This window comes from Roseateles saccharophilus, assembly GCF_004342485.1.
GTDB classification, from domain to species: Bacteria; Pseudomonadota; Gammaproteobacteria; order Burkholderiales; family Burkholderiaceae_C; genus Pelomonas; species Pelomonas saccharophila.
Window position 1 is genome coordinate 181,145 of sequence record NZ_SMBU01000006.1, and the last position, 24,495, is coordinate 205,639.

Genomic DNA, 24,495 nt, shown 5'->3' on the forward strand with positions numbered 1-24,495 from the left:
CGGCGATGTAAGAACCTGGCCTTCCAGCGGACCAAGCGCTGCACTTCGGCCCCGGGCCACGAAAGCGCCTCGCACCCATCAGGCCTGATTCACGACTCCTCGGGAGCTTCCATGAAACTGCAGCGATCTCTCCTTTCCACCCTTGTCGGCGCGACGCTTGCGGCGCTGGCCAGCGGTCCGGTCTTCGCGGCCGACGACGATGCCACGCACGGCCCCGTTCGCGCCACCCTGCTGGTGACCAGCACGAACAACGCGACCGCCAACAACGTCGTCGTGTTCCGGCTCGACACGAGCGGCGCGCCCGCGCTTTCGTATGTGACCTCGCTGGCGACCGGCGGCGCCGGCGGCGCTGGCGGCAATGCCGGCCTGGTGCAGTTCCACGACGGCCTGGGCGCGGTCGCCAACCACGGCTCGAACTCCGTGACCCAGCTGATCCGCGAGGGGGATTTCGTCTATGTGGGCAAGAGCATCGGCCTGGCGCCCGGCTGCACGGGCCCGGTCTCGGTGGCCCTGAAGCACGAGCACCTGTATGCGGTGGGCGCCAACTGCGCCGAGGCCCACGCCTGGCCGTCGGGCAAGCTGGACGGCTCGGCCGTCGCGCTGCCCGATGCCTCGTCGGCGCAGATCGTGGCGGGGCGCAGCTGGGCGGCCGTGACGATGAAGTCGGGCTCTGTCACCCAACTGCCGCTGACCCGGCAGGGCGGGCTGAGCGGCACGGCCAGCATGGTCGCGCTGCCGGCCGGCGCCAACGACACGCCCCTGGGCGCGGCCTTCTGGGGCGACGTGCTGGGCTTCAACCCCGCGCACAGCCCCAACAGCCTGGCCCTGGTCGACCGCGACCGCATGGTCTACCCCATTGCCGGCCCGACGCCGGCCTTCCCCAACGGCAATGCACCATGCTGGCTCGTCAAGGGCCCGGGCAACCTCTGGTATTCGGGCAACACGCCGGCGCATGCGATCTCGATCTTCTTCAGCGACGGCATGGGCGGAGCTTTCTACAAGTCGGTGCCGCTGCCGGGGGCGCCGACCGACCTGACGATCTCTGCGGACGGCAAGTGGCTGGCCGCCATCTACACCGCGGCGGACGGCGGCCATATCGCCGTGTTTTCGATCGACGCCTATGGCGACCTCAGGCCGGCGGCTACGACGGGTGCCATCGGCGTGCCCAGCTTCAACGGCGTGGCCTTCAGCCAGTAGCCCTGGCGCGAACGCCGCCCACCCGTCTCATTCGCGCCCGTTCGGGCGCGGAGGAGGCGGCGGCGTGCGCGCGCCCGCCGCGACATGGCGCGTGAGCAGCCTGCCCGCCGAGGATTTCCAGACGTCGACGACGAACTGCGTCGTTGCGCCGCGTCCCTGCCCCATGTCGAGCAGGAAGCTCACGACGGCGACATCGCCGTCCTCGGTCACGCTGAGGTCGCGCACCCGGCTCTCGCGCTTGCGGCCACCGAGCGCGCTCAGCAGCCAGGCATCGCGTTCGAGCACATCCGGGCCGGCCGATGAGCGCGCGGTGAAGCCATCGGCGAGCAGCGCCTCGACCGCCGCGCGGTTGCGCTGATCGAGTGCCGCCGCGAGTGCGCGCTCGCGCTCCAGGTAGAGGCTGACGCTGCGCGTGGCCGTGCCCCGCATCGGCCCGCCACCCGGCTGGGAGAACGCCAGCGCGGGCGCCAAGCCGGCCAAGCACAAGGCCCCGAGCAGGACGCCGCGCCGCATCATCAAGGGTGCCATACGTCAATGGCCATCCAGGCAACCCTTCTGGCCCGACGAGTTCGGGTATCCGGTCCCCGCCGTGAACGCGGCATTCGACCACTCACCCTGCAGCTTCCACTGGCTGCCGTTGCTGAAGGTGACGGACGGCACATTGAAGGTCCAGGCGCACTTGTCGCCGTTCTCCTGGCCTGAACCGTCGTACCAGGCGCCCGGGCTGGCCGGGTCGGTGCGCGCCTCGGACAGCTCGTGTGCGCTGACGTTGGCCAGCGCGGCCAGGCCCTGCGAATGCCCGGTCGTCGTGTCCGACGGGTCGCAGCCGGCATCGCCGTCGAGCTTGAAGAAGAACGCGAACTCCACGCGCTGCGCGCCGCAGGTGCCGGAGCTGTGCCAGGCGCAGTAGCCGGCGCTGCCGCGCGGCACGTCGGTGTAGACGGGGTAGTAGCCGTTGCCCGAGGTCTCCAGCGGTACCAGGCCGTTGGTGATCGCCTTGCACACCTCCGCGAGGATGGTGCTGGTGTTGTTGCCGCCGGAAGCTGCCGACCCATCGACGCGCGAGGGGGCCGAGCTCGTCGCCGCACCGACCTGCCCGCTCGTGTCGGTGTACTCGTCGCTGGTCTTGCTGTAGTTGCTGGCGCTGAAGCCCGCGTAGAACGAGTCGATGCCGGTGATCTTGTCGCCGCTGTAGCCGGGCCAGCTTGTGCCCCAGAAGATCGGGTGGATCTGGGCCGTCTGCATGATGACGCCGCCGTGGTAGCTCATGTTCGGCGAGCGGCGCGCGGCCTTCAGGTCGCGCTGGTAGTGCTGCAACGCGCCGCTCATCTCGCGCGACCAGTGGATGCCCTTCATCGGCGGCTGGTTGGGGGCCGTCAGGTCCTCGACATTGGGGTCGTAGGGGCTGATGTACTGGGCTTCGGTTGCGGCCCCGTGGGCAACGCCCACGAAACCGGCGATCACGCTCGTGACCAGAAATGTCTTTCTCAGCATGGGGCCTCCAGAAGTGGTGGAAGACGCGCGCCCTGCGCCGGACATTCCTCATCCCCGGCATGGTCAGGGGCGACCATCGAGGTTTGGGCAGGTCGGGCCAGCATACTGCCGCGCCTTCCGTCTGTGAGCCCCGTCCCTTTCCCTGGTTCGTGGGGGGGCGTCGCTGCGCTGCCTGGCCTACTGGCAGCCGGTCGCCGGGGCGCGGAAACCCGGGAAGGGGTTCAGGTCGCCCATCAGCGTGTAGCGGCCGATGTTGGCGCTCGCCGACTGCGTCGGTTCGGAGACCGTGTTCGGCGCGGTTCGCAGGAACCAGGGCAGGAAGACTTCGTCCTCCGGGTGGTAATAGCCGTCGGCGCTCTGCGTTCCGTTCGGGTTCGAGCCCTGCTGATAGGTGTTGACGCCCATGGCGAAGCCGATGCCCACCACCGGGTCGCCGGTCTCGAGCAGGGTGGTGCAGCCGTACTGCGGCGCCGTCGGTGTCAGCCAGGGTTGCACGGCGTTGTTCACGAACGGGTCGTCGGCCCATTCGGCGATCTCATGGCTGAGGGCATGGATGTCTTGCAGCGCCCAGCTGGTCCCGCCGTTCGGCCGTGCGAACAGGCCCGGCTGCACCCACGAGGCCCAGACGAAGGTCTGCACTTCGGCATTGCCGTTGCTGTTCGTGCTGCCGCCGCCGTTGCCGGTGGCCTTGGTGCCGTGGTAGCCGATCACGCAGCAGTTGGATGGGTTGTTGCCGTCGTAGAGCATCACGTTGTCGGTCAGGAACATCGCCAGGTGTGTCGGGTCGGCCTGGTTGCGCAGGTTGTTGATCTGCGATGACCACCAGCCGATGTCGACATCGGCGAAGACGACGCCGCGCCCGCTCTGCCGCAGCGTGCCCTGGTTGGCGGGAACGCTGATCGTCACCGCCGGCAGCACGTTGGGCAGCAGGATCAGGTGATAGCTCGACTGGCCGGCCTGATTGAATTGCGCCCGCATCGTGGCGTCCTGGAGCTGCAGCATCTGCCCGGCGTCACCCTGCGACAGCAGGCCGCCGGGGCCGCGCGGATGGTTGGCGGCACCCGCGGTTGCGAACAGCGTGGCGCCATAGTCGTTGCCCTGGAAGACCGGCGAGGCGAGGGTCGGCGCCAGCACGTCGCTGCCGCTGAAGCTAAGGCCGCCGATGTTGACGATGAGCGGGACGATGTCGACCTGGATCACCACGGTGCAATCCGGGCCGGCACAGCTGTAGGGGTTCGCGCCCACCATGTTGTAGCCATAGCTGGCACCGTTCGTCGGGTCGGTCATCGAGCCCCACCAGTGCGGGATGGTGCGCGTCGTCGGGAGCACCGTCGCGCCGCCGACCGCGACGCTGCGCGGCTTCAACGTCGAGTCGTCGACGATCTGCGGTTCTATCGCCGCCACGCCGGAGTAGGCATGGGCCGGGAAATGGAGGGCCGCCAGCATTGCAGCGCCTCCGATGAACCTGAACAGGTTGCTATGGGACATGGGCCACCTCTGCATTGAACAGTTGACGTCCACTTGCGCGGCGCTGAGCCGGCGGGCACTGAGGACGAATGACTCGTTCGGCGCGTCGGCTAAGGCTGAACAACATGCCAACACGTCGGCGAAAAATCAGTCTTGCATGAATCCCTTGACCCGAGTCACCCGGGTCAGGGGGCGGGCAAACCCAGAATTGACGGCGAACCGCCCATGCCGCGCGACGCTCTGCCCACAGCGCCACGAAGAGGCGCGCCGCCCAAGCCCGGCGCACGCTTGCGCCCTTTGTGCCCGCCGACGGGGCAGATGGCCGGGCGATGGCGGCGTTCGGGGCTGGCATGGGGTTTGCACCAGTGCAGTTGCCGAGGCGACCGGCCTCGGAGCACCCAAGGAGTACCCCACCATGAAGACCTGGACCTATCTGCGACCCCTCACCCTGTCGGCCGCCCTGCTCGCAAGCCTGACGCTCACCGCGCCCGCGAGTGCCCAGGAACCCACCGTGCCCGTCGGCGCCGAGCGCCTCATGCTGCGCAGCGCCCAGGGCGAATATGTGCTGGACGACGGTCGCACGCTGAGGGTCCATGTCGGCGTGCATCGCCTGGGCGTCAGCGTCGACGAGAGCCCGATGGAAACCTGGCGTGCCGAGGGCGCCGAGCTGCTCGTCAGCCCCGACGGCATGCGCCGCCTGCGCCTGTTCCGCAGCGGCGACGGCAGCGTCGACCGCGTCGCGCTGGAGACGGATCGCCTGCGTTAAACCATAGCGTCAGGGGCGCGGCCTGCCGTCCATCCAGGCGGCGCGGATGCCGCGCCCGCAGTCCACCGAGGCGATCGCCGGCTTGTCGCTGGGGTCGCCGCTCATCACGCCGTGGCGCTGCTCGCGCGCGACGATGCCGTAGAAGCGCTTGTCGGCGCTGATCCACGGGTAGAAGCCGAAGGCGCCGGGGCTGCTGAAGGCGCCGTCGCCGACCTGCGGGTCGTCCTCTACCCAGTGGCCGATGCTGTAGTGCCAGCTCTCGGTTTCGGGGATGGGCGTCTTCACGGCCTCGCGCGGACAGGGCTGCGGGTTGGTGCAGACCGCATGCTGGCCGAGCAGGCGGCCGATCTGCAGCTGCTCGCCCATGGCCGCGCGCAGGAAGCGGCCGTAGTCGGCCGCCGAGCTCCTGCCGCCGCCGGCCGGCTGGGCCTGGCTGTAGTCGAAGCGCCAGTCGCCGCCCAGCGCGGGCGCGAGCGTCTGCCGCACGGCCAGGGCCAGGCCATCGGGGCCGAAGGCGCCCAGGCCCATCAGCACCGCATGCTTCTGCATGTGGCCGCCGTTGTAGTCGAAGCGGCCCTCGGTGGCCGGGTTCTGGCGGCCGCGGCCGTTGATGAGGCTGTCCTGGCAGGCCGCCACGCTCTGGCTGGGCCGGCAGACGTGGAAATAGGTGTAGCCGGACTTGAAGTGCAGGAACTTCACGTCCTCGGCTGTCAGCTGGCCCTGGCGGCGCTCGGCGACGAAGCCGGCGTAGATCCACTTCGACGCCGAGGCGATGGCCATCTCGGTGCCGCGCTCGGGCGCGCCGTCGCCGGCCTTGCCGCCGGTGAGCGGCTGGCTGGCGTTGCCGACCTCCCAGTAGAAGGGCTGGGCCGCCACGCAGGCGGCCGACTTCTCGGCCGTGAGCCGCGCGGCGGTGGCGCGCTGCTGCGGCGTCGGCTCGGCGTGGGCGGCGAGCGGGGCGGCGGCGATCAGCAGGGCAAGGGCGGTGAGGCGCATGAAGGTCTCCGGGGTTGTGAGGGTGGACCCATGCTGCCCAGCCGCGACGCAGCAGAGGTTGCCACGGCCGTTGCAGTGCTTGCAGGCCCTGACGCGCCGGCCGCGCTTGCAACGGTTTGTCATTGTTTTCCAACGGCGCGATGTGCAGGGGCGTCCCTAACATGCCGGCATGAGCCGCATCCTGATCGCCGATGACGAGGCCGAGCTGCGCGGCCTGCTGCAGCGCTATCTGACCGAGCAGGGCCACGCGGTGCGCGCCGTGCCCGATGCGGCGGCCGCCGCCCAGCTGCTGGCGCGCGAGCGCTTCGACGTGCTGGTGCTGGACTGATGATGCCCGGCGAGGACGGCCTGGCGCTGTGCCGCCGCCTGCGCGCCCAGGGCGAGGCGCCAGCAGCAGCTCGGCGCCCACCTGGGGCCGGCCAGCGAGGCGGCGGTGCGCTTCGGCGCGTTCACGCTCTACCCCGTGCAGTGGCGGCTGGAGCGCGACGGCGCGGCGGTGGAGATCAGCACCGTCGAGTTCAAGCTGCTGCGCGCGCTGGCCAGCCAGCCCAACCGGCCGCTGGGCCGCGAGAAGCTGCTGGCGCTGGCCCATGGCGACGAGCATGGTGTCAGCGACCGCAGCCTGGACGTGCAGGTCATGCGCCTGCGCCGTCTCATCGAGGTCGACCCCGGCACGCCGCGCCACATCCAGACGGTCTGGGGCCTGGGCTATGTCTTCATTCCGGAGCCCGGCGCGAGATGAGGCTGATCCCGTCCACGCTGTTCGCGCGCAATCTGCTGCTCATCGCGGCCCTCGTCGTCGGCGGCCAGGTCGTCAACGCGCTGGCCTACCGCGAGCTCATCGCCAAGCCGCGGCTGGAGCAGTCGGCCGAGGCCACTGCGCGCAGCCTGCAGGCGGTGGCCGAGGGCCTGCGCCTGCTGCCCGAGGCGCAGCGCGCCAGCTTCGCGGCCCGTTTCAATGCGCGGGCCGGCTCCGGCCAGCCGGAAGCCATGCCCGAACGGCCCTCGCTGATGGAGCGTGCTTTCATCGACGAGCTGGCCGCCGACCTCGGCCTCGCGCCCACCGAGCTGGCCTGGCAGCGCGAGGCCGGCGGCCTGATCGCGGTGCGCCTGCCCGACCTGCCCTACTGGCTGGACGTGCCCTCGGTGCAGCCGGCCCGCCGCTTCGCGCGCACCTGGCTGATCGCCAGCGGCGTCAGCGCCGCGCTGGCCCTGCTCGGCGCCTGGCTGATCCAGCGCCGCATCAACCGGCCGTTGGAACGCCTGGTCGGTGCGGCCCAGGCCGTGGGCGCCGGCCAGCGCCGGCTGGCCCTGCCCACCGACGGCCCGGCCGAGACCGCGGCGCTGGCGCGCGGCTTCAACGACATGGCTGAGGCCCTGGCCCGCGACGAGGAGGAGCGCCTCTTGATGCTGGCCGGCCTGTCCCACGACCTGCGCACGCCGTTGGCCAAGATCCGCCTCGCCAGCGAGATGCTGCGCGATGCGGGGCAGGGCGACAAGGCCCTGCTCGACACGCTGGACCGCAGCCTGCACGGCCTGGACGGGCTGCTGACCCAGTTCCTCGACTACGCGCGCGCCTCGCATCCGGCGGAGCAGGAGCTGCCGGCGGTGGAAGTCGAGCTGCGCGAGTTCCTGGCCGAGACCGTGGCGCTGGCCCCGGGCCTGCCCCAGCCCCTGCGGGCCGGCGGCCCCGCCGTGTGGTGGCGCGCCCGGCCGCAGGCGCTGCGCCGCCTCGTGCTCAACCTCGTCGTCAATGCGCAGAACCACGGCGCGCCGCCCATCGAGCTGGACTGCGGCGAGGCTGCCGGCGCGGCCTGGATCGAAGTGCGCGACCGCGGCCCCGGCATCGTGCCAGGACGCGTCGACGAGCTGAAGCGCCCCTTCCGGCGCGGCGACGCGGCGCGCGGCGGCCAGCCGGGCTCGGGCCTGGGCCTGGCCATCGTCGAGCGCATTGCGCGCGCCCAAGGCGCGCGGCTGCAGCTGCTGGCGCGCGAGGGCGGCGGCCTCGTCGCGCGGGTGCAGTGGTGAGTCAGCACGCGGCGACGAAGCGGTATTCGTGGGGCGCGTCGCGCAGCACGCCAGGGTGAGACTCAGGACGCGCGGATCGTCACGACCCCATTGGCCGTCGTCGTCTGGCCGAGGTTGTCCTTCAGCGTAATGACGAGAGTGGTCTTGCCGGCCACCGGCTGGGCCCAGCCGACCGTGATGCCGCTGCTGCCGGCGTCAGGCGCCGGGTGGGGATGTCCGCGCGGGCCAGCGCGCGGTGGGGCGCGAAGCCGTTGTCGGGTTCGTCCAGCGCGACGGCGGCGGCCCTCCTGCCGTGGCGCTGCTGCGCTTTAGGCCGGAAGCTTTGCGTCCCCGCCTTTCAGCGGGTATGCACTCGGGTTGATCAACGATTGCAGTCTAGGGAAGACCCGCGGTTGGCGCCACCGCGGGCGGCTTGCCGCGTGTGAACTGCTGCGCGGAGTGGGGGCGTGGCAGACGGCTTTACGCGGCTTCGCAGGCGGGTGTGACTTCCACGGCCACGCCGCTGAGCACCGCGTTGCCGGAGAGCGGGTCGCGCGCGGCGTCGTCCAGCAGCGCGTTCATGTTGACGCCGGGCCGCTCGCGCGCAACGCTTAAGCAAACGCCGTCCAGGCCATGGCCCCAGCCGTGCGGCAGGCTGACGACGCCGGGGCTCATGTCGGCGCTGCGCTCGACGCGGGCGACCAGCTCGCCGACGGCGCTTTTCACCTTGGCGAACTCGGCCAGCCCGAGGCGCTCGGCGTCCCCGGGGTGGACGAGCAGCGTGCAGCGCTCCGGTCCCTTGGCCAGCACGGGCAGGTTGTGCATCCAGCTGTTGCCCGAGCGCGTGTCGCGGCGGCCGATGAGGCTGAAGGCCGGCGCCGGTCCGGCCTTCACCCGGGCCAGGTCGGCCAGGATGGACGGCGGTGCCAGCTCGATCCGGCCGCTGGGCGTGCGCAGCAGCTCGGGAATGCGCGGCACGAGGGCGCCGAGGTCCACGCCGCCGCCCTCGACGGTGCTGGCGGCCTTGACCCTGGCGAGGTTGAGGCCATCGGGCTTGCGGCCGAACTGGTCGCCGTAGGGGCCCACGCGCAGCTGCAGGTCGATGAGGCGCTCGGGGCCGCGCCAGGGCCGCAGCGCGGCCAGCACGGCCGGCGTCTGCTCGCCGGCGAAGCGCTTCACGTCGGCCTCGATGGCCTCGTCGTCGAGCTGCTGCACATCGACCCCCAGGCCGCGGCCTTCGAGCAGGGCACAGAGCCTGAGGATGGTCTGCCACTCCTGCGGCGTGCCGGCGGCGGCGTCGAACACCGGGCCGGAGAAGCGCGCGTGGTTGCGGTGGCTGAGCTGGGGGAAGGCGACATCGAAATGCAGGTCTTCCAGCGGCGACAGGCCGGGCAGGATGACGTCGGCATGGCGCGTCGTTTCGTTGATGTAGATGTCCAGGCTCAGCATGAAGTCCAGCTGCTCCAGCGCCTTGGCGATGCGCGGGCCGCCGGGCGCGGAAAGCACCGGGTTGCTGGCCACGGTGATCAGGGCCCTGACCTGGCCTTCGCCCGCTGTCTCGATCTCCTCGGCCATCACGGTGATGGGCAGTTCGCCGAAGACCTCGGGCGCGCCGGACACGCGGCTGCTGCGCCGGCCGGTGGCGATGCCCTTGCCGCTGCCCGGCTTGCCCTGGGTGTTGGGTGCGAACGCGGCGGCCTTCGCGAACATCGCGCCGCCCTCGCGGTCGAGGTTGCCGGTCAGCACGTTGATGAGGTCGACGAGCCAGGAGTTCACCGTGCCGAAGCGCGTCGTGCAGGTGCCGATGCGGCCGTAGACGGCGGCGCGCGGTGCAGCGGCCAGCTCGCGGGCGATACGGCGCTGCGTCTCGGCCGGGATGCCGCAGCCGGCGGCCGTGACCTCGGGCGCGAAGGGCTGCACGGCGGCGCGGGCTGCTTCGATGCCGTTGACGTGGTCGGCCAGGCGGCCGAGCTTCACGAGGCCTTCGGCGAACAGCGTGTGCGCGATGCCGGCCAGCAGCAGCGCGTCGCCGCCGGGGCGGATGGCAAGGTGCTCGTCGGCCGCCGCGGCCGTCTCGCTGCGGCGCGGGTCGACGACGACGATGCGCCCGCCGCGCGCGCGCATGGCCTTGGCCTTGCCGCGGTAGTCGGGCACGGTCCACAAGCTGCCGTTGCTGATCATCGGGTTGCCGCCGAGGATGAGCAGATAGTCGCAGCGCTCGATGTCGGGCAGCGGGATGCTGAGCCAGTGGCCGAACATCAGGCCGGCGCTGAGCTGCTTGGGCATCTGGTCCAGCGTCGAGGCGCTGTAGACGTTGCGCGTGCCCAGGGCCCGCACCAGGCGCGGTGTGTAGGCCAGCAGGCTGACCTTGTGCGCGGCCGGGTTGCCGATGGTGAGGGCCACCGCGTCCGCGCCCCGCTCGCGGTGGATCGGCAGCAGTCGGCGCTCGATCTCGGCGAAGGCCTCCTCCCAGCTCGCCTCGACGAACACGCCATCGTGCTTGATCAGCGGCGTGCGCAGGCGGTCGGGGTCCTCGTGCAGGTCCTTCAGGGACACACCCTTGGGGCAGAGGTAGCCGTGGCTGAAGACGTCGCTCTCCGCGCCGCGGATGGCGATGACGCGGGCGCGCTCGGTCTTCACCTCCAGGCCACAACAGGCCTCGCACAGGGGGCAGATGCGGTAATGACTTCGGGCCATGCTCGTCTCCGTTGGATGGCGCCGATTGTGGGGCGCCATCCAAGCCCCGGGCGGCACCTGGGTGACAGGCTCAGGGCTCCCGGCAGGGCAGGGTCTCGCGCTGCTCGGCGCGGCCGATGCGGCACAACTCCAGCCAGTAGCTGCGAATGAAGGCGGGGTGGCGGGCCGCGAAGGGCTTGCTGGCGGGTGAGTGGTACCAGGTGGTCAGCACGGGGGGCGGCAGGCGGTGCAGCTTCAGCGTCAGCTCGGGCGCCTGGGCCGCGATGGCGAGGTCGGGCAGGATGGCCGCCAGGTTGTGGCCCGACAGCAGCTTGGCCAGCGCGCTGGGCGTGTCCACGGCGCGGTCCACCGTCCAGCCCTTGTCGCGGCTCAGGTCGACCAGCGCCTGCACCGGCGCGATGCCGACGCTGAGATCGGCCGGACCACTGAGCTTGTCGCCGTCCCAGCCGATGCGGGTCTCTCCGGCCAGCACATAGAGCGAGTAGCTGGCGCGGTAGAAGCCCAGCATGGCGTCGGGCAGGCCTCGTGGCATCGGCAGCGCCCCCTGTTCGTACAGGCCGGCGTCGACCAGCGCGACGGCCCAGATGTCGATGTTGCCGCGCTCCAGCTCGACGCGGCCGCGCCGCACCGGCATGCGCTCGAAGCTCAGCGCCAGCGCGCAGCCGCTGCGCGAGACCGCCTGGCGCACCCAGTCGATCAGCAGCCCCTGCGCTGTGGCCGTGCGCTCGCCGGCCAGCAGCAGCGGGCGCAGTTCGTAGTCGATGACGCCGATGCGAAGCTGGGCCGGGCAGTCGCCGGCGACGGCCGGCGGCGCGCACAGGGCCAGCAGCAGTCCCAAGGCTGCCAGGCCCGGTGCGGTCGTGTTCCGGCAGCATCGTGTTTGCATGCGCCGGCGAGCGTAGCGCAACTTTCCTGCGCCTGGCCCCGAGGTCATTGCCCTTGCATGCCCAGCTCGCGCAGCCTGCCCAGCCAGCGCCGCACGCCGCTGTCGCCCAGGCCCTCGACGCCGCCGATCAGCAGCTCGTTGATGGGGCCGATGCCGACGAAGCCCAGGATGTTGCGCTCCAGCGCCTTCACGCTGTGGGCGCGGAAGTACCAGCGGTAGACCATGGCGGGCATGCCCATCGTGACGACGACGCGGGCCGAGCGGCCGGTCAGCAGCTTGCGGCCCAGCGGGTTGCCGGGCTCAGGCTCGAAGGCGAAGCCGCGCCGCGCGATCTGCTCGAGAAAGGCCTTCAGCAGGGCCGGCATGTCGCCCAGCCACAGCGGGAAGAAGATGACGAGGTGATCGGCCCAGCGGATCACGTCCTGGGCCGGGCGCAGCGTGGCGGGGACGCTGCCCTCGGCCCAGTCCTGCTGGGTGCGCAGCAGCGGGAAGTCGAGCCGGGCCACGTCGATCCACTGCACCTCGCGACCGGCCTTGCGGGCGCCGTCGGCATAGGCCTGGGCCAGCGCGTGGCAGAGATGGCCGCCGGCCGGGTCGGGGTGGGCCTGGATCAGGGCGATACGGTCGGGCATGGCGGGGCTCCTCGGTGCCGGCCGATCTTGGCCGTGGCGGCCTGCAGCGGCCTTGATGCCCATCAAGCCTGCGCCTGTCACACCCGCGGCATCCTGCGTGGCTAGGCTCGCCGCTCCGTCACTGCCGCCCCTGCCATGGCCGTCATCCACGGGCGCGGTGCCCTTTCCGACGCGACTCTGCAGCGCCTGCTCCGGTACATCGACGCGCGCCGCAAGGCACCGGTCTGGAATACCAACATCAACGTCTGGGACGCCTGCATCGTGCATAGGAGAGCGCCGGTCAGCGGCATGCGCAGGCGGTCGGGGTCCTCGTGCAGATCTTTCAGCGACACGCCCTTGGGGCAGAGGTAGCCGTGGCTGAAGGCATCGTTCTCCGCGCCGCGGATGGCGACGACGCGGGCGCCCTCGGTCTTCACCTCCAGGCCACAACAAGCCTCGCACAGCGGGCAGATGCGGTAGTGGCTGGTCGGCATGGTGTCTCCTTGGGGAAATTGGCCGGCAGCTTATCGGGGGGAGGGCTGGTGAGTTGAAGTCGCAGAGGCGACGGCGAGCTGCCATCGTGGCGACATGGAGGCTCTGCACACTGCGGGCGTCGCACACAGCTTTTTCGACCGCGGTCCATGCCCGGCTCCTTCGTCGTCTTCGATTCCTTCGCGCACCACCTCATCGGTTGGCTCGGTCCGCAGCGGGCCATCGACTTCGGAGCTGGCGCCGGCAAGTACGGCCGGATGCTGCGTGCTGCAGCACCGGGTTGCCATATCGTCGCCGTGGAGCCCGAGGCGAGCTATGCGGAGCGCTTTGGCCTGGCCGGGCTGTATGACGAGGTGCAGCCACTTACCGCCCACGACTGGATGGCTGCCAACCCCGAGGCGAGATTCGACCTTGCCATCCTTGGCGATTGCATCGAGCACATGCCCAAGAGCGTCGGCCTCGACCTGTTGAATGCGCTGGCCTACCGCGCGGCGTACACGCTGGTCGTGGCGCCGGAGTTCATCGTGCAGGGCGCTGTGGGCGGCGTGGAAGGCGAGACCCATGTGTCGGTGTGGAGCGAGCGCGACCTGCACTGGCACGACCTCTGGGCTTTCGACAACTGCCGGGCGACGTCCATCTTCTTGCTGCGTGGCTATCTGCCGGCGCCGGTGCCGCTGGCGGAACTGGTGCAGAGGGTGAATGCCGCCCAGTTGCCGGTGCACGACTTCCACGCCCCGGCCAGCTTCGTGCGGCCGGCGCGGTTGCGGCTGGTGGAGCAGCCGCGCGAGACGGCCTACCGACCGGCATGAGGCAGGCCTCCATGCCGCAGCCCGTCGATGGGCCGGACCGCATCTTCATCAGCATCGCGGCCTATTGCGACCCGATGCTGGCCTTCACCATCACGAGCGCGCTGACGCAGGCCAGCCGGCCGGAGCGCGTCAGCATCGGCCTGGTGGAGCAGCAGTGGCCCGAGGCCTGCGTCCGGCTGCCCGAGGCCTGGCAGGCGCAGCTGCGGCGGGTCCAGCTGCATCCCCTGGAGGCACGCGGCCCCTGCTGGGCGCGGGCGCTGGCGATGTCGCTGCACCAGGGCGAGGACTGGTTCCTGCAGGTCGACTCGCACATGTGGTTCGAGCCCGGCTGGGACGAGCGCCTGGTGTGCTGGGGCCGGCGCTGCGCGGTGCAGAACCCGCGCAGCCTGATCTCCACCTATCCCAATCCCTTCACGATGCGCGGTGGCGAGCCGGTGGCGCAGGTCGTGGGGGCGGAGCTGCTGGCCTTCGTGGTGCGCAACGGCCAGCAGTTCGGTGCGGACCATCCGGTGCTGATGTTCGAGGCCGTGCCGGTGGCGGGCCAGAACCCGCTGCCGGCGATGCATGTGGGCGCGGGCTGCTTCTTCGGCCCGGGGCGGCTGGTCAACGAACTGCCCTACGACCCCTTCCTGTACTTTCATGGCGAGGAGCAGGCCTTTGCGCTGCGGGCCTGGACGCGGGGCTGGGACCTGTTCCACATCCCCGGCATGCCGATCTACCACCAGTACGTGTCCGAGGACACCGCAAGGCCCATGCACTGGGCGCCCGAGCTGGATGCGCAGCGCCTGGTGCGCTCGGCGGCGTTGTCCGAAGCCGCCAACCGCCGCATGGCGGCGCTGCTGTGGGATGGGGCCGACCTGGGCATCTACGGCCTGGGCACGGCGCGCAGCCTGGCGGACTACGCGACCTTCAGCGGCATCGACTACGGTGCGCGGGCACTCGCCCCCCACGCCTTCAAGTCACGGTACGGGTACTGAGCCCGGACCGAGGACAGCACCTGCGTGCTGTCCGACGCCTGGCGAAGGCCTGGCGCCCTGCAAGGCGACAGGCATGAGCCCGGACCGAGGACAGCACCTGCGTGCTGTCCGACGCCTGGCGAAGGCCTGGCGCGCTGCAAGGCGACAGGCATGGGCCCGGACCGACGCCGGGATGTGACGAGCCTCAGGATCGCAGCCAGCCCTGCAGCCGCTGCAGCACCGCCGCATCGGTCTGCAGCGCGAGGTGGCCGAGGCCGGTGAAGAGGGCGGTGTCCGTGAAGGCCAGCCGGCGCGCCGCCTCGCGGTGCTGGCCGAGCGCGCTGGCCACGGGCACGAGGCCGTCGCCCAGCCAGCGGGCCGGAGACCCCGTGGGTTTGCCGGCCGTGGTGGCCGCGACCGCGTAGCAGGCCACGCCGGCTGGCAGTGGGATGCGGCTGGCGCGGTCGGCGTCGGCTTCGAGCAGGCTGGCGTGGCGCAGGTCGCGGATGCCGGCGCTGCGCCGCGCCGCCAGCGCCGCCAGCGGGCGCGAATAGGGGCTGACGGCCAGCAACTGCTGCAGCTGCTGGCCGCCGCGCTCCAGCGGCGCGCCCAGATGGGGCGTGCCCAGCGTGACGAGGCGGGCCAGCCGCCGTGGCCAGCGCCCGCGCCCGGCCTGGGCGATGGCGCTGCGCGCGACCAGGCCGCCCATGCTGTGGCCGAGCAGCGTGATCGGGCCCGGCAGCTCTTCCAGCAGCGCGGCAAGCTCCGCACCGTTGCGCCAGATCGCGCGGCCGCTGTTGTAGCGCAGGCCCAGCGGCCGGTAGCCCAGGGCCGCGAGCGCGCCGGGGAAGTCGGCGCCATCGCGCCGCCACTGCGCCTCGTTCATGCACAGGCCGTGCAGCAGCACCAGCGGCGGGCCGCTAGCGCCGGCCACCAGCGGGTGCAGGCCCATGGCCGTGGCCAGCGGGTTGGCGCTGGCCTCCAGGTAGTCACCCAGAAGGCCGTTCAGCGCGGCGACCAGCGCGTCGGACCGCGTCGACTCGGCCCGGTCCAGCAAGGGCGCCAGCGCGGCCAGCGACAGGTCCAGCCCGCCGCCCACCAGTCGCGTCACGCCGCGCACGCTGCCGTAGACGAGGCCGCTCAGCGGCACGCGGCCGATCTGGGCATGCATGGCCTCGACGAGGTCGGTGATGCCGGTGGTGGCGTCGATGGCGAGGCGGCTGGCGCCGCGGAGCTTGCTGGCGGAGGGCATGCCGGCATCATGCGCGCAGGCGTGGCCCCGCCGCGCGGGGCGCGCGCTACATCTGCCTGAACAGATGGGCGCAGCTCTCCGCCACCAGCAGCATCTCGCTGCCGTGCTTGAGCTTGATCTGCATGCGGCCGCGGAAGTCGCGGCTGACGCTGGCGATGGCGTTCACGTTGACGAGGGTGGAGCGGTGGATCTGCCAGAACTGCTGCGGGTCGAGCTCGTCGATGAGCTCCTTCAGCGGCTTGCGGATCAGCGCCTCGCCGTCCTTCAGCGCCAGCCGCGTGTACTTGTTGTCGCTCTGGAAGAACATGACCTCGTCGACGGTGATGAGGCGCAGCGTCTGGCCCACCGACGCGTTGATCCAGCGCAGCGGCGCGCGCGTGGCCGATGGCGCGGCCGCCGGGCGGGCGCCGAGCTGCTCCAGCACGCCGCCGAGCTGCACCGGCGCCTGGCCGAGCCGCGCCTTCAGCCGCGAGATGGCGGTGAAGAGCCGCGCGCCGGCCAGTGGTTTGAGCAGGTAGTCCACCGCGCCCTGGTCGAAGGCGGCGATGGCGTACTGGTCGTAGGCGGTCACGAAGACGACGTGCGCGCGGCCGTTCACCTGGCGGGCCACATCGATGCCGGTGGCGCCGGGCATCTCGATGTCGAGGAAGAGGATGTCGGGGCGGTGCTGGTCCAGCAGGCGCAGCGCCTCCAGGCCGTCGGCGGCCTCGCCGACGATGCTGAGCTCGGGCCAGAGCCTGTCCAGCTGCTCGACCAGTTCGCCGCGCAGCGCGGCTTCGTCCTCGGCGACGACGGCGGTGGGGGCGATCAGGCTCATGCTCATGCGAGGGCCAGTTCCAGCGTGAATTCCGTGCGGCCGTGGCCGCTGGTGCAGGCCAGCCTGGCACCCAGCACGTCCAGGCGCTCGCGCAGCGAGGCAAGGTCGGCATCGTCGCTGCACAGGCCGTCCTGGTCGAAGCCCAGCGTGACACCGGCGCCCGCCTTCAGCCAGCAGCGCCCGGGCCGACCCAGGCGCAGCGCGCGCTGCACCAGCGGCAGCAGCAGCATGGGCGGCAGCGGCGTGGCGCCACGCGGGCCGAGCTCGCAGTCGAACATGGGAGGCTGGCCGTTCAGGTCGCGCAGCAGGTCGAGGTAGCTGGCGATCAGCTCGGCCTCGCCGCCCAGCGTGGCGCCGGCATCGCGCAGCCGCGGCAGGGCCACGCGCAGGTGGCGGATCAGCCGCTCCAGCCGCGCACTGGCGCCGGGGTCCTGGCGGGCATAGGCCTGTTCGACGGCGACCAGCGCATCGAACAGCAGGGCCGGGTCGACCTGGGCCTGCAGCGCGGCCAGGCGCGCCGCCAGCGCATGGCGGCGCAGCTGGGCATGCTCGCGCAGCAGGTCCTGGGCGGCCTGCTCCTGGCGGCGCCGCAGGCCGCGGAACTCGAGCACGCCGACGATCATCAGCGCCGGCATGAAGATCCACAGCGTGTCGCCGATGACGGCAGTCATGCGGAACGCCGCGCACCTGGGCTTGCCGTGCGCCTGGGCATAGATGTCGCACAGCGACGGCCAGGGCAGGGCGGCGGCCAGCGGGTAGATGACGCCCATGGCCAGTGCCGAGCCGACCAGCGTGGCCGCCACGAGGCGCCGCCGCCGCCGCGGGTGGACCGGGCTGCTGCGCGTCGCCGGCAGCCAGCACAGCAGCAGCACAGCGCAGCTGACCAGGGGCAGGCTCAGATGGCGGGCCAACAGCAGGGGCAGCTGGTCGCCGACGTGCAGCTCCAGCAGCGAAGTCAGGTCTATTGCGGCGAACAGCAGGGCCGCGCTGACGAAGACCAGGGCTTCGCTCGGCCGCAGCGAGCGCCAGGAGTGCAGCACATGGCGCAGGACCTTCATGCCAGCGCCTCCGCCGGCAGGCGCACGCGGGCCACGACACCATGCGGCTGGACGGCCTCGAGCTCCAGCGCGGCCGTGTCGCCGAAGCGGGCCGCCAGCCGCGCCCGGGTGTTGGCCAGGCCCACGCCGGCGCCGCCGCTGGCCGTGCCGAAGCCCTGGCCGTTGTCGCTCACCTCGACGGTGAGGCTGCCGTCCGCCCCATGGCCGGCCCGGATCTCGATGCGCCCGCCCCCGGGCAGCGGCGACAGGCCATGCTTGATGGCGTTCTCGACCAGGGTCGGCAGCACCAGCGTCGGCAGGCGGGCGCCCAGCAGCTCGGGCGGCACGGCGATGCCGAAGGACAGGCGCTCGCCCATGCGCATCTGCAGGATGGCGAGGTAGTGGCGCACCAGGTCCAGCTCGTCGGCCAGCGTGGACTCGTGGCGCCGCATGCCGGGCAGGGCGGCGCGCAGGTAGGCGATCAGGGCCACCAGCATGTCGCGACCGCGCTCGGGCTGGGTCTCGTACAGGCGCTTGACGTTGGCCAGCGTGTTGAACAGGAAATGCGGCTCGATCTGGGCGTTCAGCGCCGACAGCTGGGCCTCGGTCTGCTGGGTCTTGAGCGCCTCGCGCTCGCGGAACAGCCGGGCCAGCTCGTCACGGCCCTCGCGCTGGGCGCGGCTGACGAGCAGCAACGCATAGGCCATGCCGCCGAGCAGGGCCCACAGCGCGATGGTGGAGATGACCCAGCCGGGCATCAGCTTGTTGCTGGGGTCGTCCAGGGATGCGACCACGTAGCGCAGCAGGGTGCCGAGCGCCGCGCCCAAGCCGACGGCCAGGGCCTGCACCGTCAGCGCGGCGGGCAGCTTCCAGCGCCGCCCGGCCAGCAAGGCCTCGGCCAGGGCCACCATGACGAGCAGCGACAGGCCCGTCAGCAGGCATTGGCGGCTGAAGCGGATCAGGTCGAAGAGGGCGTCGGCGAGGCCGCCGTCGCCCTCGCCGTACCAGCTCAGCGCGCGCGAGATGGCATAGAGCAGGCAGAAGTAGTAGACGCCCGCCAGCATGCGCAGATTGCACACGCGGCGAAAGGCCTGCAGTGGGGTCGTGTCCTCCATTGCCGGCATTGTCCGGTCGGAGCGGGTGGCCATGGCCCGGCTGCGACGAAACCCGTCTGGGCGGGCGCGAAGCCGGTTCTGGCGGGTTCGCGCCGGTCTAGGCGCTGCCTGCCGCGGCGATCAGCGCCTTGAGCTCGCGCTCCGAGGCCGACGGGTCGCCCAGATTCATCTCGATGAGGCGGCGCAGATGGGTGATGGATTCCAGGTCGATGCTGCGGCATTGCACGCCGGCATGGGCGCCCTCGACATGGGCCAGCTCGCCGGCCATCGCGATGACGAGGTCGCCCCCGCCATCGCCGAGCGGCAGCTTGACGAGGCAGGGCATGCCGGCCAGGGGCACATGCCCGGCGGGCAGCTGCAGCAGCACGCCCTTCAGCGAGATGTCGATGACCTGGCAGCGCAGATGGGCCTGGGTCGTGATCAGCTCGGCGCCGGAGGCAAAGGCGACGCGGGCGAATTGGCGGCGTTCGGTGCTGATGATGGTCTCCCGGGGCGGCTGTGCCGGTCGATGCTAGACGAAAGGCTCCAGCGTGGCGCTGCCACCGAAGACGGTGCTGTGTTCGATGGCCTGCTGCAGCCGCTCGGGCGCCAGCGCGGCCAGGCCCATGGCCTCGAGCATGAACCAGGCGGCGCGCAGGAAGGCGACGGTTTCCTCGCGCACGCCGTCGGGCGCGGCGGGCGGCGCGTCCCAGTCCCGCCCGGGCGACTCGCGCGGCGCGACGACGGCGGGCCGGTGGGCCCGCGCGACGCGGGCCAGCAGTTCGCGCGTGTCCACCGTCACGCTGGGCGCGTCAATCAGGCGTACCAGGTCGCCGAGCTGCTGCTCGGCCGCGGCCGCCAGCAGCCGCGCGGCCTGGTCGGCGCCGCCGGCCAGATAGAGGCCGGCCGCGAGGTCGACATATTCGAGGGCGGCGGACAGCCGCTGCAGGTCGGGGTTGGACGACATAGCGGGGAAGTCTAGGTTGTGCCGAGTAGCAACGGGCGGCCAAACTTCACGGTGCTTTGTTTATGCTGACCCTTCCCAAGGAGCCCGTCCATGATCGATCGTCGTAAGCATCTGCAACACCTCGCCGCCCTCGCCACCGCTTCTGCCCTGCCCGCCGTCGCTGCGGACGACAAGGGCGGCACCTATGACGAGGACTCCATCCTGAAGGCCGCCACCGACTTCTTCGGCCAGACGACCGAGGGCCTGGCCAAGGTCATCGAGAAGGCCTTCAAGGAGCAGGGCCGGCCCAATGCCTACATCAAGGGCGAGGAGGCCGGCGCGGCCATTACCGTCGGCCTGCGCTATGGCGACGGCGAACTGCTGATGAAGGGCGGCGGCGCCGCCAAGGTCTACTGGGCCGGCCCGTCCATCGGCTTCGACCTGGGCGCCAATGCGTCCAAGGTCTTCACGCTGGTCTACCACCTGCCCAACACGGCCGCCATCTACCAGCGCTTCCCCGGCGTGGACGGCAGCCTCTATTACGTCGGCGGCGCGGGCATCAACTACCAGCGCCTGAAGGGCATCACGCTGGCGCCCATCCGCCTGGGTGTGGGCCTGCGCGCGGGTGCCAGCGTGGGCTATATCCACTACCGCCGCGAGAAGAGCATCAACCCCTTCTGAGCGGTTGATGCGCCGCGTCAAAGACGGCGGCGAAAGCGGCCGGCAAGCTTGGCGCTTTCGTCGTGCAGTCGCAGGCGCCAAGTCGTAGACTGTTCTTTTATCCAGTATTGCGAGGCTGCCGTGAGCGCCATCATCGACCTTCCGCTCCAGGACATCAGCAGCGAAGTCCTCATCGAGAAATATGCCAAGGGCGGCGAACTGCATGCCGACGAGCTGCGCGAGCGCGTCGCCCGCGCGCTCAGCGCCGCCGAGAAGCCGGCCGAGCGCGCGCGCTGGACGGCCGTCTTCCTCGACGCCCAGCAGCGCGGCTTCGTGCCGGCCGGCCGCATCATGTCGGCCGCCGGCACCGAGCTGTCGGCCACCCTCATCAACTGCTTCGTGCAGCCGGTGGGCGACAGCATCGCCACGGCCGAGGACGGCGTGCCCGGCATCTACACCGCGCTGACCGAGGCCGCCGAGACCATGCGCCGCGGCGGCGGCGTGGGCTATGACTTCAGCCGCATCCGCCCGGCCGGCGCCTGGGTCGGTTCCACGCGCAGTCATGCCTCCGGCCCGATCAGCTATATGCGCGTCTTCGACCGCAGCTGCGAGACGGTCGAGAGCGCCGGCAGCCGCCGCGGCGCCCAGATGGGCGTGCTGCGCTGCGATCACCCCGACATCGAGGCCTTCATCCACGCCAAGGACGAGGGCGACCTGCGCAACTTCAACATCTCCATCGGCGTGACCGACGCCTTCATGGAGGCCGTGCAGGCCGACGGCCTGGTCGAGCTGGCGCACCGGGCCCAGCCCAGCGCCGAGCAGATCGAGGCCGGCGCCTACCAGCGCGGCGATGGCCAGTGGGTCTACCGCAAGGTGCGCGCCCGCGAGCTCTGGGACCAGGTCATGCGCTCCACCTACGACCACGCCGAACCCGGCGTGCTCTTCCTGGACCGCATCAACGCCGACAACAACCTGCATTACTGCGAGACGATTGCGGCGACCAACCCCTGCGTGGCGGCGGACACCTGGACGATGACGAGCGAGGGCCCGCGCCAGGTGCGTGAGCTGATCGGCCAGCCCTTCTGTGCCATCGTCGATGGCAAGGCCTATGCAAGCGAGTCGGCAGGCTTCTTCGCCACCGGAGTGAAGCCGGTGCTGAAGCTGTCCACGCGTGAAGGGCATGCGCTGCGCCTGACCGGGGATCACCCGGTACGCCGGGTCACGCGCAAGACCCGCTACCTCGTCGAGGCCGAATGGGTGCCGGCTGCGGACGTGAAGCCCGGCGACGAGCTGATGCTGCACGACCACCGCGCGCTGCAAGGCTGGGATGGTCCGCACAGCGAGGCCGAGGGGTATCTGCTCGGCCTGCTGATCGGTGACGGCACGCTGAAGGCCGACAAGGCCGTTCTGTCATTCTGGGCGCCCGAGCTGAAGGCCGTGGGCAGTGACCTGACCTACAGGCAGGCCAGCATCGAGGGGGTCATGCGCGCGGCCGAGACGGCCATGCACGCCGCCATCGTCAGCCGAGCCGATTTCCAGGGCTGGCAGCGTCCCGTCGCCGGGCGCGGCGAATTCCGGCTTGCCTCTACGGGGCTGCGCGATCTGGCGGGGGCTCTGGGCGCGACGCCTGGCAGCAAGCGGATCACGCCGGCAATGGAGGCGACGTCCGCAGATTTCCATCGTGGGTTGCTGCGCGGGCTGTTCGATGCCGATGGTTCGGTGCAGGGGACGCAGGACAAAGGCGTCAGCGTGCGCTTGACGCAGGCGGACCTTGCGCAATTGCAGACCGCCCAACGCATGCTGGCGAGGCTGGGCGTCATGTCGACGATTTGTCGCGAGCGCCAGCCCGCGGGGCTGCAGCGAATGCCCGATGGGCGTGGCGGCGAGCGCGACTATGAACGGCGTGCGGTGCACGAGCTGGTCATCAGCGGCGACAACCTGCGCCGGTACGCCGAGCAGGTGGGCTTTGAGGACGGTGCCAAGCAGGCGCGGCTGAACGAGTTGCTGAGCGCCTACCGACGCGAGTTGAACCGTGAGCGTTTCATCGCCACGGTCGAGGCCATCGAACCCGATGGCGTCGAAGAGGTCTACGACGTGACGATCGAACATGTCCATGCCTTCGATGCCAATGGGCTCTATGTGCACAACTGCGCTGAACAGCCCCTTCCGCCCTATGGCTGCTGCTGCCTCGGCTCCATCGACCTGACGCGCTTCGTGAGCGACCCGTTCAGCGCCCGGCCCGAGTTCGATGAAGCCGGCTTCGCCGAGGTCGTGGCCGTGGCCACGCGCATGCTGGACAACGTGCTCGACGTGACGCCGTGGCCGCTGCCCGCGCAGGCCCAGGAGGCGGGCAACAAGCGCCGCGTCGGTCTGGGCTTCACCGGCCTGGGCGATGCCCTCGTCATGCTCAACCTGCGCTACGACACGCAGGCCGCGCGCGACATGGCCAGCCACATCAGCGAAGTGATGCGCGACGCGGCCTACTCGGCGTCCAGCGACCTCGCCGCCGAGCGCGGCAGCTTCCCGCTGTTCAACGCCGACCTCTATCTCTCCGGCGGCAGCTTCGCGTCGCGCCTGCCGCAGGAGCTGAAGGACAAGATCCGCGAGCAGGGCCTGCGGAACTCCCACCTGCTGTCCATCGCACCCACCGGCACCATCAGCCTGGCCTTTGCCGACAACGCGAGCAACGGCATCGAGCCGGCCTTCTCCTGGACCTACACGCGCAAGAAGCGCCTGCCGCAGAGCGAGGGCGGCGGCTTCAAGGAATACGCCGTCGAGGACCATGCCTGGCGCCTGTACCGCCACCTGTTCGGCGCCGACGCAGCGCTGTCCGACGCCTTCGTCACGGCGCTGGAGCTGAGCGCGGCCGACCATGCGGCCATGGTCGCCGCCGTCGCGCCCTATGTCGACACGTCGATCAGCAAGACCGTCAACGTGCCGGCCGACTACCCCTACGAAGACTTCCAGGACCTCTACATCCAGGCCTGGCAGAGCAAGCTCAAGGGCCTGGCCACCTACCGGCCCAACAGCGTGCTGGGCTCGGTGCTCAGCGTGACGCCCGAAGTCAAGCAGCCGGAGCCGCTGCGTGCCGAGGTGGACGGCACCAACCAGCGCCTGAAGGTGGAACGCCTGCCCCAGGCCGTCGTCGCGTCGCTGCGCTGGCCCAGCCGCCCCGACATGCCCGGCGGCAACCCGGCCTGGAGCTATCTGATCCAGCATCCGCATGGCGATTTCGCCCTCTTCATCGGCGAGCTGCCGCTGGACGGCCCCGACGGCGGCCTGTTCGGCCGCAACCTGCCCTTCGAGGTCTGGGTCAACGGCGCCGAGCAGCCGCGCGGCCTGGCCGCGCTGGCCAAGACCCTGTCCACCGACCTGCGCACCAACGACGCCGCCTGGCTGCGCCTCAAGCTCGACGCGCTGGCCACGGTGGCCGAGGAGCGCGCCTTCGAGATGCCCATGCCGCCCAGCGGCGAGAAACGCCTCTTCCCCGGTGTCGTCGCCGCGACGGCGGCCGTCATCCGCTGGCGTTGCGAACAGCTCGGTGCGTTGACCGAGGGCGGCGCTACGCCGGTGGTGGACGCCATGTTCAGCCGCAACGAGCCGCGCACGGGCGTGTCCGGCACGCTGGCCTGGGCGGTGGACGTGGACAACCCGGCCACCAACGAGCAGTTCACGCTGACGCTGAAGGAGGTCGTGCTGCCCACGCCGGACGGCGGCAGCGTCACGCGGCCCTGCGCGATGGGCTTCTCGGGCAACTACCCCAAGGCACTCGACGGCCTGGCGCGGCTGCTGAGCCTGGACATGCGCGTGATGGACCCGGGCTGGATCGCGATGAAGCTGCGCAAGCTGCTCAACGTGGGCGAGCCGCTGGGCCATTTCATGGCACCGGTGCCCAGCCTGAACGGCGAGCGCCGCCAGCAGGTCTGGCCGTCCACCGTGGCCTATGTGGCCCGCCTCGTCATCCACCGCTACGCGATGCTGGGCATCCTCGACGAGCAGGGCCAGCCGCTGGTCGACATGGGCCTGTTGCAGACGCCGGCGCCCAAGCTCGGCGCGCCGGCCGGTGCGCTGCGGCTCCAGGCCGGCCGGCCCTGCCCGGAATGCGGCAACGCGACGATGATCCACAAGGACGGCTGCGATTTCTGCACGGCCTGCGGCTATGTGGGGCAGTGCGGCTGAGGTGTGCGCTGCACCTGTTGATGAAAGCAGTGTTCATCATTTGAAGCGGCTTGGCCGCCTCGGAAAGCTGCCGGCCCGAGCCGGGTGCCCAGGTCATTGACACGGCGGGCACCGTGAAATCACCATCTGGCC

General features: G+C 71.0%; 23 protein-coding genes and 1 riboswitch. Of the genes, 9 read left to right on the forward strand and 14 right to left on the reverse strand.

Annotated elements, in window-relative coordinates:
• Positions 1–111: 111 nt before the first annotated feature.
• Positions 112–1,197, forward strand: coding sequence for a lactonase family protein (locus tag EV671_RS07560; protein ID WP_132570686.1), 1,086 nt, complete (start codon positions 112–114; stop codon positions 1,195–1,197).
• 27 nt (positions 1,198–1,224) lie between these two features.
• Here the strand turns inward: EV671_RS07560 and EV671_RS07565 are convergent, their stop codons facing one another.
• From EV671_RS07565 to EV671_RS07575, 3 genes are all read right to left on the reverse strand, one after another.
• A complete protein-coding gene (locus EV671_RS07565; RefSeq protein WP_243655631.1) occupies positions 1,225–1,713 on the reverse strand; it encodes a nuclear transport factor 2 family protein in 489 nt (162 codons plus the stop codon).
• A gap of 15 nt (positions 1,714–1,728) precedes the next feature.
• Positions 1,729–2,691, reverse strand: coding sequence for a hypothetical protein (locus EV671_RS07570; protein WP_207911106.1), 963 nt, complete (start codon positions 2,689–2,691; stop codon positions 1,729–1,731).
• A 177-nt stretch (positions 2,692–2,868) separates the two neighbouring features.
• Entirely contained in the window at positions 2,869–4,179 is a 1,311-nt protein-coding gene (locus tag EV671_RS07575; protein ID WP_132570688.1) for a hypothetical protein, read from the reverse strand.
• A 394-nt stretch (positions 4,180–4,573) separates the two neighbouring features.
• Here EV671_RS07575 and EV671_RS07580 point away from each other — a divergent pair, with 394 nt between their 5' ends.
• Positions 4,574–4,924 carry a hypothetical protein gene (locus tag EV671_RS07580; protein ID WP_132570689.1) on the forward strand — a complete coding sequence of 117 codons (351 nt, stop codon included), beginning with the start codon at positions 4,574–4,576 and terminating at the stop codon, positions 4,922–4,924.
• Between the two features lie 9 nt (positions 4,925–4,933).
• Here EV671_RS07580 and EV671_RS07585 read toward each other — a convergent pair whose 3' ends face one another.
• On the reverse strand, positions 4,934–5,920 hold the full coding sequence (locus EV671_RS07585; protein WP_132570690.1) for a serine hydrolase domain-containing protein: 987 nt from the start codon (positions 5,918–5,920) through the stop codon (positions 4,934–4,936).
• Positions 5,921–6,089: 169 nt separating this feature from the next.
• On the opposite strand from EV671_RS07585, the gene EV671_RS27280 reads away from it, so the two are divergent.
• The 3 genes from EV671_RS27280 (at position 6,090) to EV671_RS07595 (ending at position 7,948) form a co-directional block, all read left to right on the forward strand.
• Positions 6,090–6,248 (forward strand): response regulator, encoded by a 159-nt coding sequence (locus tag EV671_RS27280; RefSeq protein WP_243655627.1) that lies wholly within the window; start codon positions 6,090–6,092, stop codon positions 6,246–6,248.
• Positions 6,249–6,353: 105 nt separating this feature from the next.
• Positions 6,354–6,662, forward strand: coding sequence for a winged helix-turn-helix domain-containing protein (locus EV671_RS27285; protein ID WP_243655628.1), 309 nt, complete (start codon positions 6,354–6,356; stop codon positions 6,660–6,662).
• Entirely contained in the window at positions 6,659–7,948 is a 1,290-nt protein-coding gene (locus EV671_RS07595) for an ATP-binding protein (protein ID WP_132570691.1), read from the forward strand. Before EV671_RS27285 ends, EV671_RS07595 begins: the two co-directional genes overlap by 4 nt.
• Positions 7,949–8,222: 274 nt before the next feature.
• Positions 8,223–8,309, reverse strand: a riboswitch (cyclic di-GMP riboswitch).
• Between the two features lie 98 nt (positions 8,310–8,407).
• Here EV671_RS07595 and EV671_RS07600 read toward each other — a convergent pair.
• From EV671_RS07600 to EV671_RS07615, 4 genes are all read right to left on the reverse strand, one after another.
• Positions 8,408–10,624 (reverse strand): molybdopterin-dependent oxidoreductase, encoded by a 2,217-nt coding sequence (locus tag EV671_RS07600; protein ID WP_132570692.1) that lies wholly within the window; start codon positions 10,622–10,624, stop codon positions 8,408–8,410.
• A 70-nt stretch (positions 10,625–10,694) separates the two neighbouring features.
• Positions 10,695–11,462, reverse strand: a complete 768-nt coding sequence (locus EV671_RS07605) for a hypothetical protein (protein ID WP_132570693.1) — start codon at positions 11,460–11,462, stop codon at positions 10,695–10,697.
• Positions 11,463–11,554: 92 nt separating this feature from the next.
• On the reverse strand, positions 11,555–12,142 hold the full coding sequence (locus EV671_RS07610; protein WP_132570694.1) for an NAD(P)H-dependent oxidoreductase: 588 nt from the start codon (positions 12,140–12,142) through the stop codon (positions 11,555–11,557).
• A 101-nt stretch (positions 12,143–12,243) separates the two neighbouring features.
• Positions 12,244–12,615 (reverse strand): hypothetical protein, encoded by a 372-nt coding sequence (locus EV671_RS07615; RefSeq protein WP_132570695.1) that lies wholly within the window; start codon positions 12,613–12,615, stop codon positions 12,244–12,246.
• A 147-nt stretch (positions 12,616–12,762) separates the two neighbouring features.
• Here EV671_RS07615 and EV671_RS07620 point away from each other — a divergent pair, with 147 nt between their 5' ends.
• The gene (locus tag EV671_RS07620; RefSeq protein ID WP_132570696.1) at positions 12,763–13,422 is read left to right on the forward strand and encodes a class I SAM-dependent methyltransferase; all 660 of its coding nucleotides are present in this window, start codon (positions 12,763–12,765) and stop codon (positions 13,420–13,422) included.
• On the forward strand, positions 13,419–14,399 hold the full coding sequence (locus EV671_RS07625; protein WP_132570697.1) for a GlcNAc-transferase family protein: 981 nt from the start codon (positions 13,419–13,421) through the stop codon (positions 14,397–14,399). Before EV671_RS07620 ends, EV671_RS07625 begins: the two co-directional genes overlap by 4 nt.
• 184 nt (positions 14,400–14,583) lie before the next feature.
• On the opposite strand, the gene EV671_RS07630 is transcribed toward EV671_RS07625, so the two are convergent.
• The 6 genes from EV671_RS07630 to EV671_RS07655 form a co-directional block, all read right to left on the reverse strand.
• Entirely contained in the window at positions 14,584–15,630 is a 1,047-nt protein-coding gene (locus EV671_RS07630; protein WP_132570698.1) for an alpha/beta hydrolase, read from the reverse strand.
• A 46-nt stretch (positions 15,631–15,676) separates the two neighbouring features.
• The gene (locus tag EV671_RS07635; RefSeq protein WP_341540501.1) at positions 15,677–16,453 is read right to left on the reverse strand and encodes a LytR/AlgR family response regulator transcription factor; all 777 of its coding nucleotides are present in this window, start codon (positions 16,451–16,453) and stop codon (positions 15,677–15,679) included.
• Complete coding sequence (locus EV671_RS07640; protein WP_132570700.1) at positions 16,450–17,505, reverse strand: histidine kinase; 1,056 nt, start codon at positions 17,503–17,505, stop codon at positions 16,450–16,452. The genes EV671_RS07635 and EV671_RS07640 overlap by 4 nt, the downstream gene beginning before the upstream one ends.
• A complete protein-coding gene (locus tag EV671_RS07645; RefSeq protein ID WP_132570701.1) occupies positions 17,502–18,599 on the reverse strand; it encodes a sensor histidine kinase in 1,098 nt (365 codons plus the stop codon). Before EV671_RS07645 ends, EV671_RS07640 begins: the two co-directional genes overlap by 4 nt.
• 97 nt (positions 18,600–18,696) lie before the next feature.
• Positions 18,697–19,080, reverse strand: a complete 384-nt coding sequence (locus EV671_RS07650; RefSeq protein ID WP_341540502.1) for a PilZ domain-containing protein — start codon at positions 19,078–19,080, stop codon at positions 18,697–18,699.
• A gap of 30 nt (positions 19,081–19,110) precedes the next feature.
• Positions 19,111–19,545 carry a hypothetical protein gene (locus EV671_RS07655; protein ID WP_132570703.1) on the reverse strand — a complete coding sequence of 145 codons (435 nt, stop codon included), beginning with the start codon at positions 19,543–19,545 and terminating at the stop codon, positions 19,111–19,113.
• A 90-nt stretch (positions 19,546–19,635) separates the two neighbouring features.
• Here EV671_RS07655 and EV671_RS07660 point away from each other — a divergent pair, with 90 nt between their 5' ends.
• Together EV671_RS07660 and EV671_RS07665 are read left to right on the forward strand one after the other, a co-directional pair.
• Positions 19,636–20,205: a DUF1134 domain-containing protein gene (locus EV671_RS07660; protein WP_132570704.1), complete on the forward strand. Its 570-nt coding sequence runs from the start codon at positions 19,636–19,638 to the stop codon at positions 20,203–20,205.
• 120 nt (positions 20,206–20,325) lie between these two features.
• Positions 20,326–24,363, forward strand: a complete 4,038-nt coding sequence (locus EV671_RS07665) for an LAGLIDADG family homing endonuclease (protein ID WP_243655629.1) — start codon at positions 20,326–20,328, stop codon at positions 24,361–24,363.
• Positions 24,364–24,495 lie beyond the last annotated feature (132 nt).

Excerpts from the sequence above, each read along its gene's own strand:
- EV671_RS07560 (WP_132570686.1), top strand. The coding sequence starts at position 112 with ATGAAACTGCAGCGATCTCTCCTTTCCACCCTTGTCGGCGCGACGCTT.
- EV671_RS07565 (WP_243655631.1), bottom strand. The coding sequence starts at position 1,713 with ATGATGCGGCGCGGCGTCCTGCTCGGGGCCTTGTGCTTGGCCGGCTTG.
- EV671_RS07570 (WP_207911106.1), bottom strand. The coding sequence starts at position 2,691 with ATGCTGAGAAAGACATTTCTGGTCACGAGCGTGATCGCCGGTTTCGTG.
- EV671_RS07575 (WP_132570688.1), bottom strand. The coding sequence starts at position 4,179 with ATGTCCCATAGCAACCTGTTCAGGTTCATCGGAGGCGCTGCAATGCTG.
- EV671_RS07580 (WP_132570689.1), top strand. The coding sequence starts at position 4,574 with ATGAAGACCTGGACCTATCTGCGACCCCTCACCCTGTCGGCCGCCCTG.
- EV671_RS07585 (WP_132570690.1), bottom strand. The coding sequence starts at position 5,920 with ATGCGCCTCACCGCCCTTGCCCTGCTGATCGCCGCCGCCCCGCTCGCC.
- EV671_RS27280 (WP_243655627.1), top strand. The coding sequence starts at position 6,090 with ATGAGCCGCATCCTGATCGCCGATGACGAGGCCGAGCTGCGCGGCCTG.
- EV671_RS07595 (WP_132570691.1), top strand. The coding sequence starts at position 6,659 with ATGAGGCTGATCCCGTCCACGCTGTTCGCGCGCAATCTGCTGCTCATC.
- EV671_RS07600 (WP_132570692.1), bottom strand. The coding sequence starts at position 10,624 with ATGGCCCGAAGTCATTACCGCATCTGCCCCCTGTGCGAGGCCTGTTGT.
- EV671_RS07610 (WP_132570694.1), bottom strand. The coding sequence starts at position 12,142 with ATGCCCGACCGTATCGCCCTGATCCAGGCCCACCCCGACCCGGCCGGC.
- EV671_RS07615 (WP_132570695.1), bottom strand. The coding sequence starts at position 12,615 with ATGCCGACCAGCCACTACCGCATCTGCCCGCTGTGCGAGGCTTGTTGT.
- EV671_RS07620 (WP_132570696.1), top strand. The coding sequence starts at position 12,763 with ATGCCCGGCTCCTTCGTCGTCTTCGATTCCTTCGCGCACCACCTCATC.
- EV671_RS07625 (WP_132570697.1), top strand. The coding sequence starts at position 13,419 with ATGAGGCAGGCCTCCATGCCGCAGCCCGTCGATGGGCCGGACCGCATC.
- EV671_RS07630 (WP_132570698.1), bottom strand. The coding sequence starts at position 15,630 with ATGCCCTCCGCCAGCAAGCTCCGCGGCGCCAGCCGCCTCGCCATCGAC.
- EV671_RS07635 (WP_341540501.1), bottom strand. The coding sequence starts at position 16,453 with ATGAGCATGAGCCTGATCGCCCCCACCGCCGTCGTCGCCGAGGACGAA.
- EV671_RS07640 (WP_132570700.1), bottom strand. The coding sequence starts at position 17,505 with ATGAAGGTCCTGCGCCATGTGCTGCACTCCTGGCGCTCGCTGCGGCCG.
- EV671_RS07645 (WP_132570701.1), bottom strand. The coding sequence starts at position 18,599 with ATGGAGGACACGACCCCACTGCAGGCCTTTCGCCGCGTGTGCAATCTG.
- EV671_RS07655 (WP_132570703.1), bottom strand. The coding sequence starts at position 19,545 with ATGTCGTCCAACCCCGACCTGCAGCGGCTGTCCGCCGCCCTCGAATAT.
- EV671_RS07660 (WP_132570704.1), top strand. The coding sequence starts at position 19,636 with ATGATCGATCGTCGTAAGCATCTGCAACACCTCGCCGCCCTCGCCACC.